At 32.4% G+C, this 19331-nt stretch carries 6 protein-coding genes; all 6 read right to left on the reverse strand.

Annotated features, from left to right (window positions below):
* Positions 1 to 102: 102 nt before the first annotated feature.
* Positions 103 to 4827 carry a TIM-barrel domain-containing protein gene (locus OC535_RS06250; protein WP_498823416.1) on the reverse strand — a complete coding sequence of 1575 codons (4725 nt, stop codon included), beginning with the start codon at positions 4825 to 4827 and terminating at the stop codon, positions 103 to 105.
* 266 nt (positions 4828 to 5093) lie between these two features.
* Entirely contained in the window at positions 5094 to 10886 is a 5793-nt protein-coding gene (locus OC535_RS06255; protein WP_498823417.1) for an alpha-N-acetylglucosaminidase TIM-barrel domain-containing protein, read from the reverse strand.
* A gap of 653 nt (positions 10887 to 11539) precedes the next feature.
* Positions 11540 to 11929 carry a hypothetical protein gene (locus tag OC535_RS06260; protein ID WP_227053100.1) on the reverse strand — a complete coding sequence of 130 codons (390 nt, stop codon included), beginning with the start codon at positions 11927 to 11929 and terminating at the stop codon, positions 11540 to 11542.
* Between the two features lie 77 nt (positions 11930 to 12006).
* Complete coding sequence (prmC, locus tag OC535_RS06265; protein WP_498823418.1) at positions 12007 to 12864, reverse strand: peptide chain release factor N(5)-glutamine methyltransferase; 858 nt, start codon at positions 12862 to 12864, stop codon at positions 12007 to 12009.
* A complete protein-coding gene (prfA, locus tag OC535_RS06270; protein WP_498823487.1) occupies positions 12864 to 13928 on the reverse strand; it encodes a peptide chain release factor 1 in 1065 nt (354 codons plus the stop codon). The genes prmC and prfA overlap by 1 nt, the downstream gene beginning before the upstream one ends.
* 312 nt (positions 13929 to 14240) lie before the next feature.
* On the reverse strand, positions 14241 to 19112 hold the full coding sequence (locus tag OC535_RS06275; protein WP_498823419.1) for a family 20 glycosylhydrolase: 4872 nt from the start codon (positions 19110 to 19112) through the stop codon (positions 14241 to 14243).
* Between the last annotated feature and the right edge of the window lie 219 nt (positions 19113 to 19331).

The raw sequence follows: 19331 nt of genomic DNA on the forward strand, positions 1-19331 counted from the left end.
TATATCAAAAACAATATACAAATATCTTTATTATCATTGTAAAGATAAATAAAAATAGTATCTATAAATAAGATATCTATAGATACTATTATGACTTATACATTAGTCTTCTTTTCTTTTATAACTCGTTACAATTGTAGCCATACTTAATAATCCAAGTCCTGCAAATACACCAATTAAACTGTCATCTCCAGTCTTGATACTTACTGTTGTATCTCCGGCTTTTACTGCTGAATCAATATTTTCTTCATTAGCTACTAATCCCGCTAATCCCTTTGCTAAAACATCTTTTGCATTATCCACTTGATCCTGTGTTGCTTCTGGATCTTCTAATACCGCTTTTGCTTCATTTAAAGCATCTGCGACTACTGCCCATGTTTTAGCACTGTAGTTTGCAGCGTTTAAGTTATTTGCCTTATTGATCAACTCTTGTAATAAGTCTTTATTTGGTTTTAATCTTAAGTTCAAGAACGCTTTTACTAATTCTGTAAAGGCTTCATCTACTTCACCTTGCATTGCATTTTCATCTGCTAATACATCATTTGCTTTATCTAATACTGGTAACATATCATACCATGTTGATTCAATGTATTTACTTTCATCTAAATCATTGATTTGATCTACTTGCTTTTGTAACGCACTCTTATCACCTTTGTAGAATTCTAACATATGCATTACATTTGCTAGTCGAGCAAAAGCACTATCCACTTCACTTTGAGTGGCATTAGTTTTTGCATATACTTCTTTTGCATTTGTTAAAGCTTCATTGAATTCAGTTACTACAACTGGTACGACATTTTCTAAGTCGGCTTTTTCAGCCATTTCAATAGCAATTTGTAAAGCTGTTTTATTAGTTTCGATTACTTGTTCAACTAAAGCATCCTTTGCAGCTTGTAACAATACTACTGCATTATTTACTTCTTCTTGAGTTACCTCTTCACTATCTAATACATTTTTAACTTCTGTCATTGTCTCAATAAATGATGCCCAAGTTTTAGATGTATAGTTTTCTTCTTTAAGAGTTAAACATTCATCATATAATGCTTGTAATTCATCTTTATTAATTTCAACTTTGTCAAAGCGCATATAATCAAGATTAAAGTTCCCTGGATTAATATCGCCTTCTGAGCGAATCATGATGGTATTTTTACCAGCTTTTAATGCTATATTACTGATTGCAACTTCATTCCATACGCCATTTTTCTGACTATCACCCCATGTTGGTGTTACTTCAATTTCAAAATCAGCTCTTTTTTCATCATTAATATATAATGCTCCCGTTCGTGGTGTGTCATCATAAACTGCTGATCCTTTTTTACCACATCCAGCATTTAATACTAAATTATAAATGCCAGATTCTTTTAAATCAACTGTGAATTGTACATAGTTTCCGACATTTTTCCATCCTGCCAAATAACCAGTTCCTGAATATCCTTTCCATTCTGTATCAATTCTTAATTGATTTTTTGATGAATCAGTTACTCCTTCACCATTTTCTAACTCGAAAATATCACCAGGATTAATTTCTGGTAATTTAGGCTCAAAATAGAACCAGTCAACATCACACTGAAAGTCAGTATCATCTATACCATTAAATTCTAAAAAGATATTACTTTCAATAGCATCTGTATCTTTACACATTACTTCTAATGTTGTCCACTGATCATCTTTTGGTATATCTAAAGTGGTTAGAATCTTATCACCTATACCATTTTCATATACTGTAATCTTTCCACCAGTACTACTCTTTAATCTAATTGCAATACCACCTTTGTCTTCACCTTTAACTTCATTAAACTCTAGCCAAGAACCACTTGTATTTGTTGACATGATTTTGCGATTACCTGCTGCATCATCGTCAATAATTGTAAATCCTTTTGAAGCAGTAGCATTTTCTGCCTCTATTTGACTAAATGCGTCAATAGAACGATCAATTCGATTAAATGTCAATGAATCCAAGTTATAATTTCCTGGATTTGTATCCCCTTCGGCGACAAATTTAAATGTATTTACACCAGCTTCTAAAGGAACATTTTCAATTGTATATTTGACCCATACACCTTGTTTTACTCCATTAACCGTTTCACCCCACTTATCAGTTATCGCAAATTCCATATCCTGAAGCTTTTGACCATTTAGATACATTGTTCCCTGTCGTGGACTATTATCATATCTTGAATCATTTTTAATTCCATTATTAACATTTAATACTAAGTTATAATCTCCAGCTCTTTGAATATCAACACTAAATTCTACTGCATCTCCAACTGTTTTAAATCCTTTAGCAAATCCTGTTCCGGTATATCCTTTCCATTCTGTATCAACAGAAACACTACCATACATTTTAGCTTCTTCTAATTCAAAAACATCACCATCATTGATTTTTTGTGGTGGAACACTTTGTTCTTCTTCACCCAATTCTACTTCTTTTTCAACAACATCAAGTAGTTTGATATTAATTTCTGTTCCCGTATCTTTAGTTTTTACATAAACAAGATCATTTTCTGTATCTAACCAATATGCTTGTTTAGCATTGTTATAATCATCTAAAGTTTTCACTTCAGTAATCTCTAAACCATCAACATAAACACCAGCTAATGCTTCAATATGGTTAAATTTCAAATTGTAATTACGATCTACTGGCGTATATACATCAGCATTCCCATTTACTCTTTCATTAATTTTAAAATTAATTTCTGTTCCATTTACTGCACAATCAAATTTAGTTGTAGTATAAGCATTTTTAGTGATATATTCACGTGTCTGCCCATCATCTTCATATAATGTAAATGTGCTTTCACCTTTTGGATAAATATCTAAAGTTAATGGATCCAATGGTTTTTCATCAGCATAATTTACATCAGGCCCCATTGGTACAATTGCCCCTGCTTTTATAAATACTGGTATTTCATCTAATGGAGCTGCTACTCTAATAGTTTTTCCATTTTCGCCACCTTCATAGCGCTCACCACTATAATAATTATACCATGTTGTTTTTGGTGGTAACCAAACTGATACCACTGTATCTTTAGTATCTGCAGCAGGTGCTACTAAAAAATAATCCCCATAATAATATTGTTCATTTAAATCCCAAGCATCAGGATTATATTGACTATCATCTTCCAAAAGCATTGCTCTCATGATTGGAACACCTTGACTATATCCTTGCCAAGCAAGTGAATATGTATATGGGTATAAAGAATAACGGATTTTTAAATTATCTCTTAATGTTTCTTGTGCTGTTTCGTTATAATCCCAAGGTTCACGACCATCATGACCATGAGTCCGCATAATCCCATTCCAAGCTCCAAATTCTCCAACCCAGCGAGTATACAATTCATCAGTTGGTCTTTTCATGAATCCGCCAAGATCATGTGATGTTGCCCAATAACCAATTAGCCCAGTATCAATACTATAACCGATTTGATTAATTAACTCTTGTGAAGTTGGATTAATATCACCTGACCAGGCAGTTGCATAATGCTGCCCTGCATAACTTCCACGAGTTATAAACATCGGACGACTTTGATCTGTGTATTCCTGCCAAGCCTCATATGCCCCCTTTGATGAAAAAGTTGGTGCTGTATTACTTCCCAAAACATCAAATTCATCAGGCCAGAACCAATCTCCATAACCAGTTGTAATGACACTGTCCATATATGATTTTACCCATATTTCTTCATTTTCTGGTTTATATAGCTCTGCTCCACCAGAAGCTTCTGGAGTTCCTGCGTTGTTATGAAGACCTACTCTAAAACCTAATTCATCAGCTTCTTCAAACATAGCTGCAATATCAGGGAATTTAGTAGTATCATTACTCCACATTTGTTTTCCCCACTTTTCACCAGCACCGCTTTGGTTTCCACCGTTATCAGCAACATCGCCACGCCAGCCAAAATCGAAAACATAACAGTCACTTGGATAATCTTCATCTCTTAAACGATGAATCCATTCCAAAAATTCTTCTTGAGTGGCATTATCATTTCCATATTTAGACAACATAAATCCATGGGCCCATTTGCCATACATTTCCATTCTTCCAGTAATTTCTGCATATTCATTTAATATTGTCTTAAAATCAGGACCATACATAAAATAATAATCTAAATAATTCTTAGTCTGAAATCCACCACCATGTTTAAAGAATGTCGTTTCTTTTTCTATCGTGTTTAAAAACATCCCATATCCCACAGTACTCATAAAAAACGGTGCTACTACTCTACCGTGAGACATTGAAAATTCTGAAAAATCTTGATCATATCGATTTAGATTACTTCTCCGACCATGATCACCTGAGCCAAATCCAAAAATACCACCAGCATTTATTTGACCTTCTACTTTTTTTACTCCCCGAACACCTGAATCATTCCAATACATTCCTTGATCATCAGCATCTTTACTAATTAAATTTCCTTCTAAATCATACATTCCAATCCGAAATGGATCTTTTTGTACTCTGACCTCAATTGCTTCTGTCAAGATTTGAATATAATCACCTTGATCATTAACCGTTTTATCAACTAATGGCCAGTCATTTTTTTGAACCATATAATATTGTGGATCTTCTGGCCGATATCCTTCCCCTCCATCAAGTGATAATTGTACCCTTATTGTTCTAGCAGTACATAATTCAATTTTTACTTGTGCATTTTCATTGTTGAAAATAAGCACATTTCCATCTTCTTCATTATTATGATCTGTATAACTGCCGATTACGCTTTCCGTAGCAGCTAATACTTTGGTATCAACTCTTAAACCTAAAAGTGTTGAAATACAAATCATTACTACTAATAATAAACATGTACTTTTTTTGATTTTCCTAATCATTTCCCTTCTCCTTTCACGTTGATATCATGTCACTTCTTTACCCCGCTAAAATACAACATATACCAATCTGATTATATAATATCAATTGTTGAATGCGCTTACAATTGCTAATTTTTGTAATTATTTTTTCCGATATTTACATCCTTGATGAAAAAAATACTTTTTTAACAAAGAATTATATAGTCATAATATTCTAAAAATAAAAAGCGTGTAATAGAATGAACTACCATAGTTCATTCCTTATTTACACACTTTATCTTTTAAAATTAAATTCTTTTTCTTTTCTTATTTTCATATAAAGCAACTGTAGCAATTGCTAGTCCAGCAAGAGAATAAATTAGATTAGTAGTATCACCTGTAGCGACACTCACTGTTGTATCTTTGGCATCTACTGCTTCTAATCCAGCAATGCCTGATTTTAAACTTTCATAAGCTATCACTACTTCTTCTTCACTTGCTTCAGGATCATCTAATACCGCTTTTGCTTCTTCTAAAGCATTTGCGAAAATATCCCATGTTTTTGCACTGTAGCTTATCGTATTTAAATTATTTGCTTTATTGATCAATTCTGCTAATAAATCCTTATCTGGAATTAATCTTAAGTTTAAATAAGCTATAGTTAATGCTTTTAATGAAGCATCTACTTCTGACTGAGTTGCTTCTTCATTTACTAAGATATTTTGAGCCTCAGTTAATATTGGCAGCATCGCATTCCATGTACTTTCTGTATATTTGCTTCCTTCTAATCCCATTACTTTATTTACTAGCGCTTCTAAGAATGTCTTATCAACTTTTTTGACTGCTTCTAAACTTTCAACTGCGTCCTGAAGTCTTGCATAAGCTGCATCTACTTCTTCCTGCATTACATTTTCATTACTTATTACTTTATTTGCAGCGTCTATTGCCTCCTGCAATACTTGCCATGAATCAGCTGTATAATCTTTTTCTACTAATTCATTAGCTATGTTGATCAATTCTTGTAAAGCAGCAGTATCACCTTTATAGAACTGTAACATATGCATTGCCACTGATAAGCGAGCAAATGATGCATCTACTTCACCCTGGCTTGCTTCTTCATTTGCTAAAACTGCTTGAGCTTCTTGTAAAGCTGCTTCAAATTCAAATGCTACAGCTGGTACTACTTTATTTAATTCTTCCTCGGTCACATTACTTGCCATATTTACAGCAATTGTTAAAGCTGTTTTATTTACATTAGTATCTGTCTTGATTTCTAATGCTGCAATTGCATTTGTTAATGCTTCAACCGCCTTATCTATTTCTGTTTGTAAAGCCTCTTCGCTATTTATAATATTTTGTGCCTGCATTAAAGCTTCTGTTAAAGCATCGGCTGTTTCTTTTGTATATAAGCTTAAATCTAAATTATTTGCATCATTGATCAAATCTTCTAACTGACTCGTATCGGCAGGTCCTGTTAAACGTATTTCAGCTCCTGAACCATAATTTTTATTTGATGAATCTGATTTAGCACTTGTAACTTTTAAACGAATATCAGTAATTTCTTCTTGAGTAAATGTTGCAATCTTCCATTCATTATTGCTAGCCCAAGTACCTGATGTTACTTCATGATATGTTTCCCCATTATCTGAACTTACTTCGATTATATATCCAGTAATTGTTCCATTTCCACCATTTGAACGTGGTTGATAACGTAAACCATCTACTAATGCTGCTTTAGGCATATGAATATTTACCCAGATATTACTCATATCTGTTCCACTCCATACAGAGTGCCAGATAGTTGAAGCATTATTATCAATCAAATTAGTCGCTGGTCCTTCAGATCCTGTCTGAGCTTGTTCACTACCAGCCGTTACTTGCCAGTTATTAATTTTTAAATCTCTTGCATTATCTTCAGCTGGAGACTTAGGTAAATTAGTCATTGAATATTTAGTTAAAATATTTTGTGTTTCTGCCTTCATATCCAATACAACTGGTACTGTTGAATACTCATTGTTACTATTGACCCATTCCCATTCTACTTCAAACCAGTCAATTGTTTTGGCTACTTCACCTTTTAATTCTTTTACTCTTTCATCGATCCATAATTGCCAGCGTTTCTTATATAGATCTGTTGTCAATCCTGACCATTGTCGATTAGAGTAATCATGTAATGAATTAGCTTGATATTTACTTCCCCAAGTAGTAATTAATGAACGGGCATTAAATTCATATAGTTCTTTTGAAAATTCATCAGCATTTTCAGCTAAAGCTTTAGCCTGCTCGATCCAAGTTCCTACCATTGTAACTTCTTGAGTAGAAGCAATCAAATCTGTTTCATCAATAATTTCCATAAATACAGCTGAATATTTTTCAAATAATTCTAAATCACCTACTCTATACGCACTTGACATTTTGTTCTGATACTCTTGAGCTGTATTTGCTAATACTTGAAGCAATACACTAGCTAAATCATATTGATATCCTTCACTTCCGGAAAATAAATCGTAATCTTCCAATAATAAAGCTGCTGCTTCTTCAAGTTTTTCCTTATCATACTTGATCAATGTACTATCACAACATGATACATTATTAATATCTAGTGCTGGTCTAGCATTAATAACAGGACATACTGGTCCTTCACCATTATTGTTTATTTGTGAATCATATACTGTTTCCATCAAAATATCCCATGCTTGTTTGGCTGAATCACTAACTGCTCCATAGCGTCTTGTAATATAATCACTGATCCATGCATCTTCATTGATCTTTTCTAATGGCTTAGTTGCATCATCAACCCAAATCAATTCAAAGAATAAATCATAAATTACAGGGTTATTATAAGATGCCTCTGGTGTAATTCCAATTCCTACCATATGATCAGTTTCATTGTATGCTTCAGGGAAATCATTGATCAATACATCCATATATCCTTTTAGCCCTGGACGTCCACCAAAGTTATTTAGTAAGCACCATACCCATGGTGTATTACCAAATTCTTTAGGGAATGTGTATCCATATGACGATTCACCATCCCAACGTGGATCTTTTTCAGCCCATAAATCAAGAATTAACGCATGTTCTTTTCTACTTCCAATTCCTGCTAACAATTCTGGAGTTGGATTTTTTTGCCAAGATTGGATTACCCATACAGCATCTTCATCAAAACTGATCATTTCATCTAAAACGATTTCAGCAATATCTGTTGGATCCATACCTCCAGTAATTCCACCTTCATGGAATGGATCTGTTGCATAATAATTTGTGACATCACCAAATACATCTCTTTGAATTTTATAATATAATTCAGCATACTCATTATAAATTGGATCTGTTGTTCTTAACATTGATGGTCTTTGGAATCCATTCCATGTTCCTTGAGCAATTACAGAACCACTAGCATCAGGGTCTTTTGTTTCAATATCAGTTGGAACCATTCCACTGTATCCCTGCATAATTGGTTTCATTCCTAATTTACGCATTATAAACTGATTTTTACGAGCTAAATCTACCCTTTCACTAAACCATGTATTATGTACTGGTCCGCCATAATTAGAAAGATTAGCCATATATGCCCATGCATAATAAGCAGGTCCTGCAATAAAATCCTTTGCTTCATCTTGTGAATAGCCAAGTTCTTCTAAAAATCTGCGCCAAACTTCTTCTTGTCCTGTCATATCTAACACAAGATTAACACCATTTAATGCTAACCAGTCTAACTCATTACGCCATTCTTCCTCACCCCAAAATGGCATTGAATATGAATGCGTACAATAGTTATAAGCATAACGAACAGGCATTTTTGTTTCTTTAAATACAGTTTCTCCGTTTAATGAAACAGCTTTATCTGGCATTGAAACATGATTTCCAACTTGAGAAATATTTACATTTAAATAATATTTTAAGTAATGATTTAATCCTGTTGCTAAAGAAACACCATTATTTCCAGTAATATGAATTTTTCCATCTTTTTCAGAAAGATCAAAATAATCATATCCTGTTCCGTTTGGATTATCTCTTACTTCAAAACTAAACCAATCCACATATTCTCCACCAATCTGACGAGTAATGATTCCTTCTACTTCTTCAATTACCATATCATTTGTGATTTTTGCAGCGTATTGTGTATCTTCAAAATCAGCAACTTCAATAGGTGCTGCATTTTGAACTTCTGTACCGCTTTCTTCACCATAAATTTTCACTTCATTGATAGAAACATTAGTAGATGTTCCAGATTGATAATTTACATAAACTCTAATGATTCTAGCCTCACGATTTTCAATACTTCTTAAATCAATTACATCACCATCAACTGGTGTAGCGTTCTTATCAGTTTTAGAATAGATTTTTGTAAAATTCTCCCCATCCATACTTGTGTAAATATCATATTGTGAATACCCAGTTGTTGGAAGATATACTTTTACTTCATCTAAATTATAGTTCTTTTCTAAATCAATATCGACATAACCTGGATAATAGATACCTGTCCATTTAGATGATGGCTTACCATCTGTTATATTTGCACTATTAGCCTGATTAGTATTTGTATGTGCTGCTTTGTTATAAGCAAGATTACCATCTAAATTTAATTTTTCTACAGCAAAAATCTTAAACTCTGCCATTGATGGCCATCCTGTAGACGTCATATCATCTAACACGATCTTTACTTTATTAACTTTGATAGTTTCATCATTTTCAGCTAAAAAATGAGTTTTTACATTATCACCAGCAAGTCGTGTTGCTTTAGCGTGATCTACTTGTTTTACCCAATTTTCGTCTTCAGCACTTTGTGTATAAATACTATATGTATAATTAAATGTATCTGTTAATGACTTTGATTTTTCAAAAGCGATCTCAAATGCATTTACATCATAATCTTCTTTCCCTAAATCCAAAATCACAGAAACTTCTTTATCTGTTAAGGTAGAAAAGGCTCCTCGATGGAAAGTAAATAATGTCCCATAATCCTTATCAACTAATCTTGCACTATCTGTTTCAGGATTCGCCCCTTCAAATGGAATTACAGTTGCATTAGGTGCTACATTGACAAACTTACTCATGTTTGGTGCTGTACTTTCCTTATCTACATAGATTCCTACTTCGGCAAATGCAGGAGTAAATAACACTGGATTTCCTGAAAGTAATTTAGGATTGCTCAATGTTACATAAATTTGATCAATTTCTGTTGTTCCTTCAAATTCATAACTATATTGGTCTAAAAAGCTAAAGTTTTGCTTTATTTCAATAACTTCCTTTTCCAGCTCTCCTTTATACAATACTTCTAAAGTAATATCGACAATTCGATCTGGAGCATGTTGCCCACCCTCAAAATCTAAAGTAATCTTACGGATTGGTTTTGTATTACTTTTAGGTACAGTATAAGTAAATGTAGGAACTGTATCCCATGAGTTTGTCGCCCATAAGGTACTTAAATTCCCATCACATATACTACTTTCACTATATCCTGATGATGTTCCAACTAAAGTAAAGTCCTCAGCTTTAGCAATATTTACTAGTGATTCTTCTACTTTTTCAACTTTAGCAAAAGTCTGTAATTCTAATAAATGCATGATTTGATCATTTTCAGTGTTATTTTGAATACTGTTACTTCCATCAAACTGAACTCTAACATAACGAGCTGTCTTAGATGGGCTAAGAGCATAAGTATCTCCCGTTTCTGTAGAATTCCCCTCAGTTTTAACACCTACAGTTTCCCAAGTTTGATTATCAGTACTAACTGCGACTGTATAACGATATTGACGTGGTGTCGTTTGAGCCCATAAATTTCCTGGATAAGTAAACAATACTATTTTTTCTAAATCATATTCTTTTTGTAAATCTAATGTTAAATATGCTTTTTCACCATTATCAATATCAACTGGACCACTGTCCCAATAACTACTTGTACTTATTATGCCATCAATTACTTTACTGGCAGGATACGAATTATTTTGATGAGTTGCACTTACTGTTCCTCCTAAAGCAACATTTACTAATTCATCTTCAGCAGCATTGATCATAATTCCCTGCATCGGAACCAGAGATAAAGCAATGACTAATGACAAAAATCCTGTTAAACATTTATATAAAAATTTATTCATTTCCCTTCTCCTTCCATTCATAAATTTTTATTTAAATTTTCCTTTTATCATCCTCCTTTTTCTTGTGTTTTTTACTACCTATCTTATCTTTAAATAAAAATATTTGTTTTCCCATATAGTTATTAAGAATACTTTTTAATAAAGTTAAAAGGTTGTAAACTAATCACTAATATAAAGACACTATTGGAAAGTTTGTGAATTTTATAAATAAACATGTAACTATTTTTAAATAAAATCGTTTTTCAAACAATTACAAATTACTCTATTAAACAAATTTCACCTTTGTGTCTATACATAATTATATAATAAAAATATTAGTAATTTCCTACAATGACTAGCAAAATGATACATTAAAAATCACAAAAAATCGCCCTCTTTAAAAAGTGACGATTCTTAAAATTTTTATTCAGCTTATTTTTAACCCTTTATTGCATTATATACATTGTTTACAGCTTCGATATAACATATGAAAGAAGGATGATTGTGATCGTTTTGTCTCAAATATCTATTTTTGATCTTCAAATACTGCTCCCTAACAAGCTGCCATTCTCCTGTTTGCTTAATATACTTAGCCTTTTCCTGTATTTTTGCAGAATCAGGTGCCTTGTTCCAATAGTATTGATCAGAGGCATTTGACCACGCGTTTAAACTAATCAAATTGAGTCCGCTAAATCCTGTTTTTTGTTGTTAATAAGCCTATAAAAATATTCATCAGTATCTCTACAAACAATGCAAACATCCATTGAAAATCTGGTAGGATTACCTTTAACAAAATATCTTTTTTTCGTAATCAAAGAAGATGTTGAATCATCGCAATCTTCCCAACCGTGTTTCTTTAATGCCTTATTAAAGGATTTTCTAGCACATTCTTTTATATATCTGCAATCCTCATAATCTTCACATCTGACAATTTCAAGGTTGTAATCCAAATCTATTGGTGACCTAGTATTTTGTACAATGAGATTTCTTGCACCGCTCCCTACAAGATAGAATATTGCGCCAATATCATGATCCTTTTTTAAGTAATGACAAAAATCCTGCATTATTTCACCACACAAATTTCAAACACGGCTTAGAAATTCTTTTAAAAATAAAAAACTACTCAAGTAGTTTTTTATAATTATTTCAAATTATGATAAATAAATAACATTCTATCCTTACCATTAATATCCTTAATAATTTCATAACAATCATCAGGAAAATATTTTTGTAATGCTTCTTCCATTAGTTCCCGTTGATCAAAACCCATTTCAAATGCAAGCAGTGCACGATCATTCAATAAACTTCTCACACCTTTGAAGATCTTACGATAAAAATACAAACCATCAGCACCACCAAAAAGAGCAACATGTGGTTCATTATCTTTAACGATAGCTTCTATCTCCTGTTCTTGAGGAATATAAGGAGGATTAGAAACAAAAATATCTACCTTTATATTACGATCAATCAATGGTTCCAGCATATCACCGACCATAAATTCAACATCTGCATTTAAATTTTTAGCATTTTCTTTAGCCACATTAACAGCATTTACAGAAATATCTGTTGCATATACCTTTAATCTTGACTCTTCTAACGCTAAACTTGTAGCTATAGCCCCACTACCAGTACCAACATCACATAAAGTAATTGTCTGATAATCTGCAAAATAATCATCTATACGATATAAAATATTTTCAACCAATTCTTCCGTTTCATAACGAGGAATCAAAACATCTTCATTTACTTTAAAATCACGACCAAAAAACGTTTCCACTCCCTTGATATATTGAATTGGTCTACCATTATAATACTCTTCCATTCCCGCTAAAAATTGATCTTTTAATGTATCATCAACCTCTTGATCATACATTAAGTATAATTCATGTGGCTCTTTTTTAGCTAAATGATAAAACAATACTTTTGCAACATTAACATCTTTATTATCATCATCTAAACGACTTTCTGCTTGTTTAATTAGTTCCTTTACAGTTGCCATTAATGCTGTCCTTCCATTTTTAAACGTTGATCTTCATTGATTAAAGCTGTAATGATATCATCTAATTTACCTTCAATAATTCGATCTAACTGTTGAATCGTCAACCCAATACGATGATCAGTTACCCGATTTTGAGGGTAATTATAAGTTCTAATTTTCTCTGCTCTATCACCTGAACCAACTTTACTTTTTCTTTCATTTCCAACTTGTTCATCTTGCTGTTGTTGATAATAATCATAGATTCTAGCAATTAAAGCTCTCATTGCTTTATCTTTGTTATCATGTTGTGAACGGCCATCTTGACTGGCTGCAACGATTCCCGTTGGAAGGTGAGTAATTCTTACTGCTGAATCTGTCTTATTGATATGTTGACCCCCAGCCCCACTAGCACGATAAGTATCAATTCTTAAATCACTTTTATTAATTTCAACATCTACTTCTTCAACTTCCGGCATAACTAAAACAGTAGCAGTAGAAGTATGCACGCGGCCTTGAGTTTCTGTTTTTGGAACACGTTGAACACGATGAGAACCAGATTCAAATTTTAATTTTCCATATACACCTTCGCCTTTAACCATAAAAGAAATCAATGAATAACCACCAGCTTCAGCATCAACTGCTTCCATTACTTCAATTTTCCAACCTTGAGATTCTGCATATTTTACATACATCCGATACAAATCACCAGCAAAGATGTTTCCTTCATCACCACCAGCAGCACCACGAATTTCCATAATTACATCTTTATTATCATTTGGATCTTTTGGAATTAATTCGATTTCTAACTTTTTAATGATTTCTGGTAATTTTTCTTCCAATTCAGCTAATTCCATTTTAGCCATTTCTTTGATCTCAGGATCTGATTCTTTTGTTAATTCTTTAGCATCTTCTATCCCGGCTTCAATTTCTTTATACTCTTGATATAAATCATATGCTGTTTGTAATGACGCCTGTTCTTTAGTAACTTCGGTCATTTTTTTAATATCACTGCCAATATCCGGATCCATCAGCATATGTCCTAATTCTTCATACCTGTTTTCCATTGTTTTTAAACGATCTAACATACTTTCATTCATGATTTATACCTCCAAACCTACCATATTATATAATAAACATAGAAAATAAGCAAAATATATTTTATTTGTTTTAATCTTACTTATAGTATAATTTTAGTAAAAAAATTATACTATATTAATTATAGTTCACATTGAGTTCACCTAATCATTTTATTATATAGGTGTAGTAAGAAAACTACCCCTCCCTTTAATCATAGAAAACGAAGACAAGTTACCTAAAAGTAACTTGTCTTTATTTTATCCATAAATTTATTCTTTAGTAAAAATGGGTGTTATGATCAATTCATAACATCCATTTTTTTAAATATTTTCTTTTTTCTTTTTACTATAGATTAAACCTAATACACTTAATCCAGCTATATTCATTAACATTCCTAGTGATACATCATCTCCTGTTTTTACACTTGCTGTTGTATCTCCTAGATTTACAGAAGTTATATCTGAATTAGCTACTAATCCCGCCATTGCTTTTGTTAGAGCATCTTTGGCATTGTCCACCTCTGTTTGACTTGCTTCTGGATCATTGAATACTGCCTTGGCCTCATTCAATGTATCATTCATCACTTTCCATGATGCTACTGTATAATTTACTTCACTTAATCCATTAGCTTGATTGATTAAACTGTTTAATAAGTCTTTATTTGGTTTTAGTCTTAAGTTCAAGAACGCTTTTACTAATTCACTATATACTTCATCAACTTCATCCTGCATCGTATTAACATCTGCTAATACATCATTTGCTTTATCTAATGCTGGTAACATTGCATGCCATGATGATTCAATATACTTGCTTTCATCTAAACCTTTGATTTGATCTACTTGTTTTTGTAATGCTGTTTTGTCACCTTGATAGAATTCCAACATCTGCATTGCATTTGCTAGTCGAGCAAAAGCACTATCTACTTCACTTTGAGTGGCACTAGTTTTTGCATATATTTCTCTTGCATTTGTTAAAGCTTCATTGAATTCGGTTACTACTGCTGGTACGACATTTTCTAAATCAGCTTTTTCAGCCATTTCAATAGCAATTTGTAAGGCTGATTTATTAACATCTGATGGTTCATTATTCTTTTTTTCTAATCCTTCAAATGCATCTGTTAATGCTTGATAGACATAATCAATAGTATCTTGATCGGTATTGATATCATCCAATACCTTTGCAGCATTATCTAAAACAACCACAAAATCATTCCATGATTCTTCAGTATAGATTGTTTCATCAAGATCTTTTTCACTTAACGTAGCGTATAATTGATCTAATAATGTTTTATCTGCACCTACTTCAACAAACATTAATTCACTTAAACCAAAGTATACTGATCCCCAAGATCCTACACCTGGAGTAGGATTAGCAACTAATTTTACATAACGAGCAGATACTCCATTAAATTTAACCGGAGAATTATTGTCATCATTTAAGTTTGTAACGACTTGTCCTGCATTTCCACTTGCTTTAGCAAATTGGAATGGATAATCTGCAGAAACCTCTTCTTTAAACTTGATATTTTCATCTGGACTTAATTCATTCCATGTTGTTCCATCTTCAGAATATAAAATCATAACATCTCTAAATCCTCGATCAGAATAATTGTTTTGATTCATATTCCAAATCCACATTTCATCCAACTTACAAATTTTTCCTAAATCAATTTGAATCCATGCTTTTTCACTTGGATCATTTTTAGTATGCCACATAGTTAATGCACTACCATCGTTATCATGAGTTGCATCTAAACCAATACCTGTCAGACCACTATGATTGATAACATTGTTTGGATTTTGTCGCGTATCGTTCCATGTATCTCCAGCAGTTGCTGATTCACCAGATATAATACTCTTATAATTTACTTTAACCAAATGATTCATTCCATTTTCTAAAGCATTAACAACTTCATTAATTTCTGCTTGTGTAGCATTTTCAGGGAGTTTACTTGCATTAGCAATTGCTTCTTTTAATACTTTGAAACTCTTTATAGTATAATCACTTTCGTTATATGTTTGTGCTTCTTCTAAACGAAGGTCTAATAATTGATGTGATGGTACTTCCTGATCTAAGAATTCACATTCAATATAAAGTAAATCATGATCTGATAAATCACTAACATTAACCTCAACACTATTAACTTTTAAGTTACGTGTTGTAATAATATTGTCAATACAACGAGACACATTAGCATTAGCTGAAGTTAAATGAGCTGTTTTATACCATACATTGTCTTTACCATTTGCAATATTGTAATCCTTTAAAAAAGGATAAAATTCACTGATAGAACTGCTGGTATTAAAATCACCTGTAATAATTTTGTATTCAGTTGGATCGTTCTTTAAAACTTCAATTAATGTTTCAATTTGTTGTTCACGAATTTCCATATTTTCATATGATAAATGTGTGTTATAGAAAGCAATCTTATGTCCTTCTTTTACAAATTCAACTCTTAAATAAGAACGTCCTTCGATACCCTCTTTCCCCGGTAATGATTCACCTGATGTTTGATCAAATGGAATTGTAGAAATAACACCATTTCCATACTCTCCTCCACCATAATCAATAGCTTTTTTAAAATATGTGTTTGTATAAAGGCCACAATCCTCAAATTTTTTCATCATATCAAAATTATTTCTAGAAGTGAACATATCAACTTCTTGAAGACCAACGATATCAAGTTTTAAACGACTTAAAACTGTATTCATTGCTGGAATATCTGGATGAGTACCACCAGCAATATTAAATGTACCAATACGAATCGTATTTTCTTTAGCAACTAATTCTAAACCTTCAATTGCCGCATTTAATAAATTGTATGCTTCTGTAATATCTTTAACTGAAGCCACTTCCTTTTCTAATAAAACATTTGCTGCAGTTAAAGCCTGAGCAAACACTGCCCATGATTCAGTTGTATAATCTGTTTCTACATATTTAGCAACAGAATCAACTAATTCCTGTAATAGTGTCTTATCGCCACTTATTTCTTTTCCATCATAAATTTCTTTAACTTGAGATTCTGTTAAAGCCTCATTAAAAATCTTTAATTCATCCAATGAACCAGTCATATTTCCAGAATCTGCTAAACCTGATTTAGCATTTGCCCCAATTCTTTTTGCCGGCCCTGCAATTACTAAACTAATCTTTTGTTGGAACTTACCATTGACATATAAAGATGTCCCTGTTTCATCGCAGACAAACATTAAATGTACCCATTCATCTAATGGCGCACTATATTCAAAGGTGCTATCAATTACACCAAATTTACTAATTCCTACTTTATTAGTGTTTTTCCATTGTTCTAATTTGATTTCACCTTCATCACCAGAAAGTAAAACCGTATTTGTACTACTATTTGCCGCACGTTTTACCCATAATCCAGCACTCCAGTTTCCTTGTAAATCTTTATGATTTAAATCTACACATCCAGATCCATCAAATGTTAACGCTTTACCATTAATACCTTCACTCCAGCTTACACCACCTTGTATTGTCCCAATGTTTTCTCCGCTTTTATCTATAATGCTTGTTCCTTCTCCTTCGTCAAAATCCCATTGTGCATTTAGTGGTACATATGGTGTAGGCCATAATGATTCATCTTTGTTATATTGAATTCCTTCTATATCCCAACGTTCACTTTGATTAATCAAACGAGTCTTATACTCATCCCAGTTTCTGTTTTCTTTTGGTGTCCATCCAATTTCAGCATGACCTGGTAAACGTGGATAAATCATATAATCCCAAGCTCTATCGCTTGATAATGTTTCTGCCCATAACGGACATTCAATTCCTAATATCTGATCTTTAGTTCCATAGTTTGTTGGATCCCAGCTATATGCCCTTTGGGGACTGATTTTTGCTGCCCAGCTTAATCCGAATTCTGATTCATTTGGATATTGCATATCAATATATGCATAGTCTGCGGGTGATGCAATATATTTCACATCACTATTCATCTTTGCATTTCCTGTTGACCAGAATTGTGTTATTGTTCCTTCTTTATCTTCAACAACGTTATCAAAATGTTGCCATCCTATTGGTGTTTTTCCATATTTTTGAGCAATATCAGCAACTCTGTTCATGAAATATTTATAATCTTCATTTGATGTTGAATGTGCTTCATCTCCACCAATATGGAAATACTTTGATGGTGAAATAGCTGAAACCTGTTTAATAACTTCTTCTATAAATTTATATGTATTTTCATTATGACATTCCAATGATGCCCATCCGACATCCCATCCTTGATATAGCTTTGTATTGTCATAGTTCCCTGCATGCGGTTTTCCATCTTCAGTGCTGTTTAACATCGGTAATGAAACCAATGCTGCCCATGCATGTCCTGGCATATCAAATTCTGGAATAACTTCTACATATCTTTCTTGTGCATATCTTACGATTTCTTTGAAATCTTCTTGTGTATAAAACCCTGGTCTTTCACCATTGTGTGTACAAGAAGTTGAAGCACCTAAATCTGTTAAGTTAGCATATTCTTCACCTTTGATTTCAATACGCCATCCCTGGTCATCGCTTAAATGCATATGTAATTTATTCATTTTATATTGTACTGCCAAGTCAATTTGACGTTTCACTTGTTCAACTGTAAAAAAGTGACGAGAAACATCTAACATCATTCCTCTGTATTCGTATTCTGGTTTATCTTGAATATTACATGTTGGCACAATCCATTCAACATTACTTACAATTTCCTTACTTTCAATTTGAGCAGGGAATAATTGACGTAAAGTTTGTATTGCATTAAATAAACCTTCAGGTTTGTATGCTTTTAATTGAATGTATTCAACAGTTGTATTTAATTGATATCCTTCATTACCCATATTTTCATCATCAACAATACTCATTTGAATATAATTTGTTCCAGCAGGTTTTCCTTTAGCTAAAACCAAATCATAACCTGTACTTGTTTCTAATTTTGTTTCTAATGCTTGTCCAATATTTTTATAAACCTCATCTTGAACTTCTTCATCATCGACATCAACAAATAATTTTGTATCTTTATTTAATTCAAATTCTTTATAAGTGTATTCCTCACTTAATGGTTTAGGTATTAAATACCTTTTATTGCTAGCAGTTTCTTCTAATGCATATGAAGTTGTAGGAACTGTTACAACACCCAAACACATAAAGAAAGCAAGCATGCACGCAATAATTCTGTAGCCTTTCCTCATATAAACTTTAACTCCTTTTAAAATATTTTTGAAAATCTAAACTAATAATTATGTGACACCATCACTCCTTCCTAGAATTAAAAACAAAAAGAGCTCCTAAAAGCTTTTAATGGTCTTATCTAATTTAATTGTAGCAACTTCATAACTAAATTCCTATATCAAAAAAAAGTATATAAATTTTACATTTATTTTATAGTTGATAAATTAAATGCATAAAAA

The sequence above is a fragment of the Clostridium sp. Marseille-Q5894 genome (genome assembly GCF_946902305.1).
Lineage (GTDB): Bacteria > Bacillota_I > Bacilli_A > Erysipelotrichales > Coprobacillaceae > Thomasclavelia.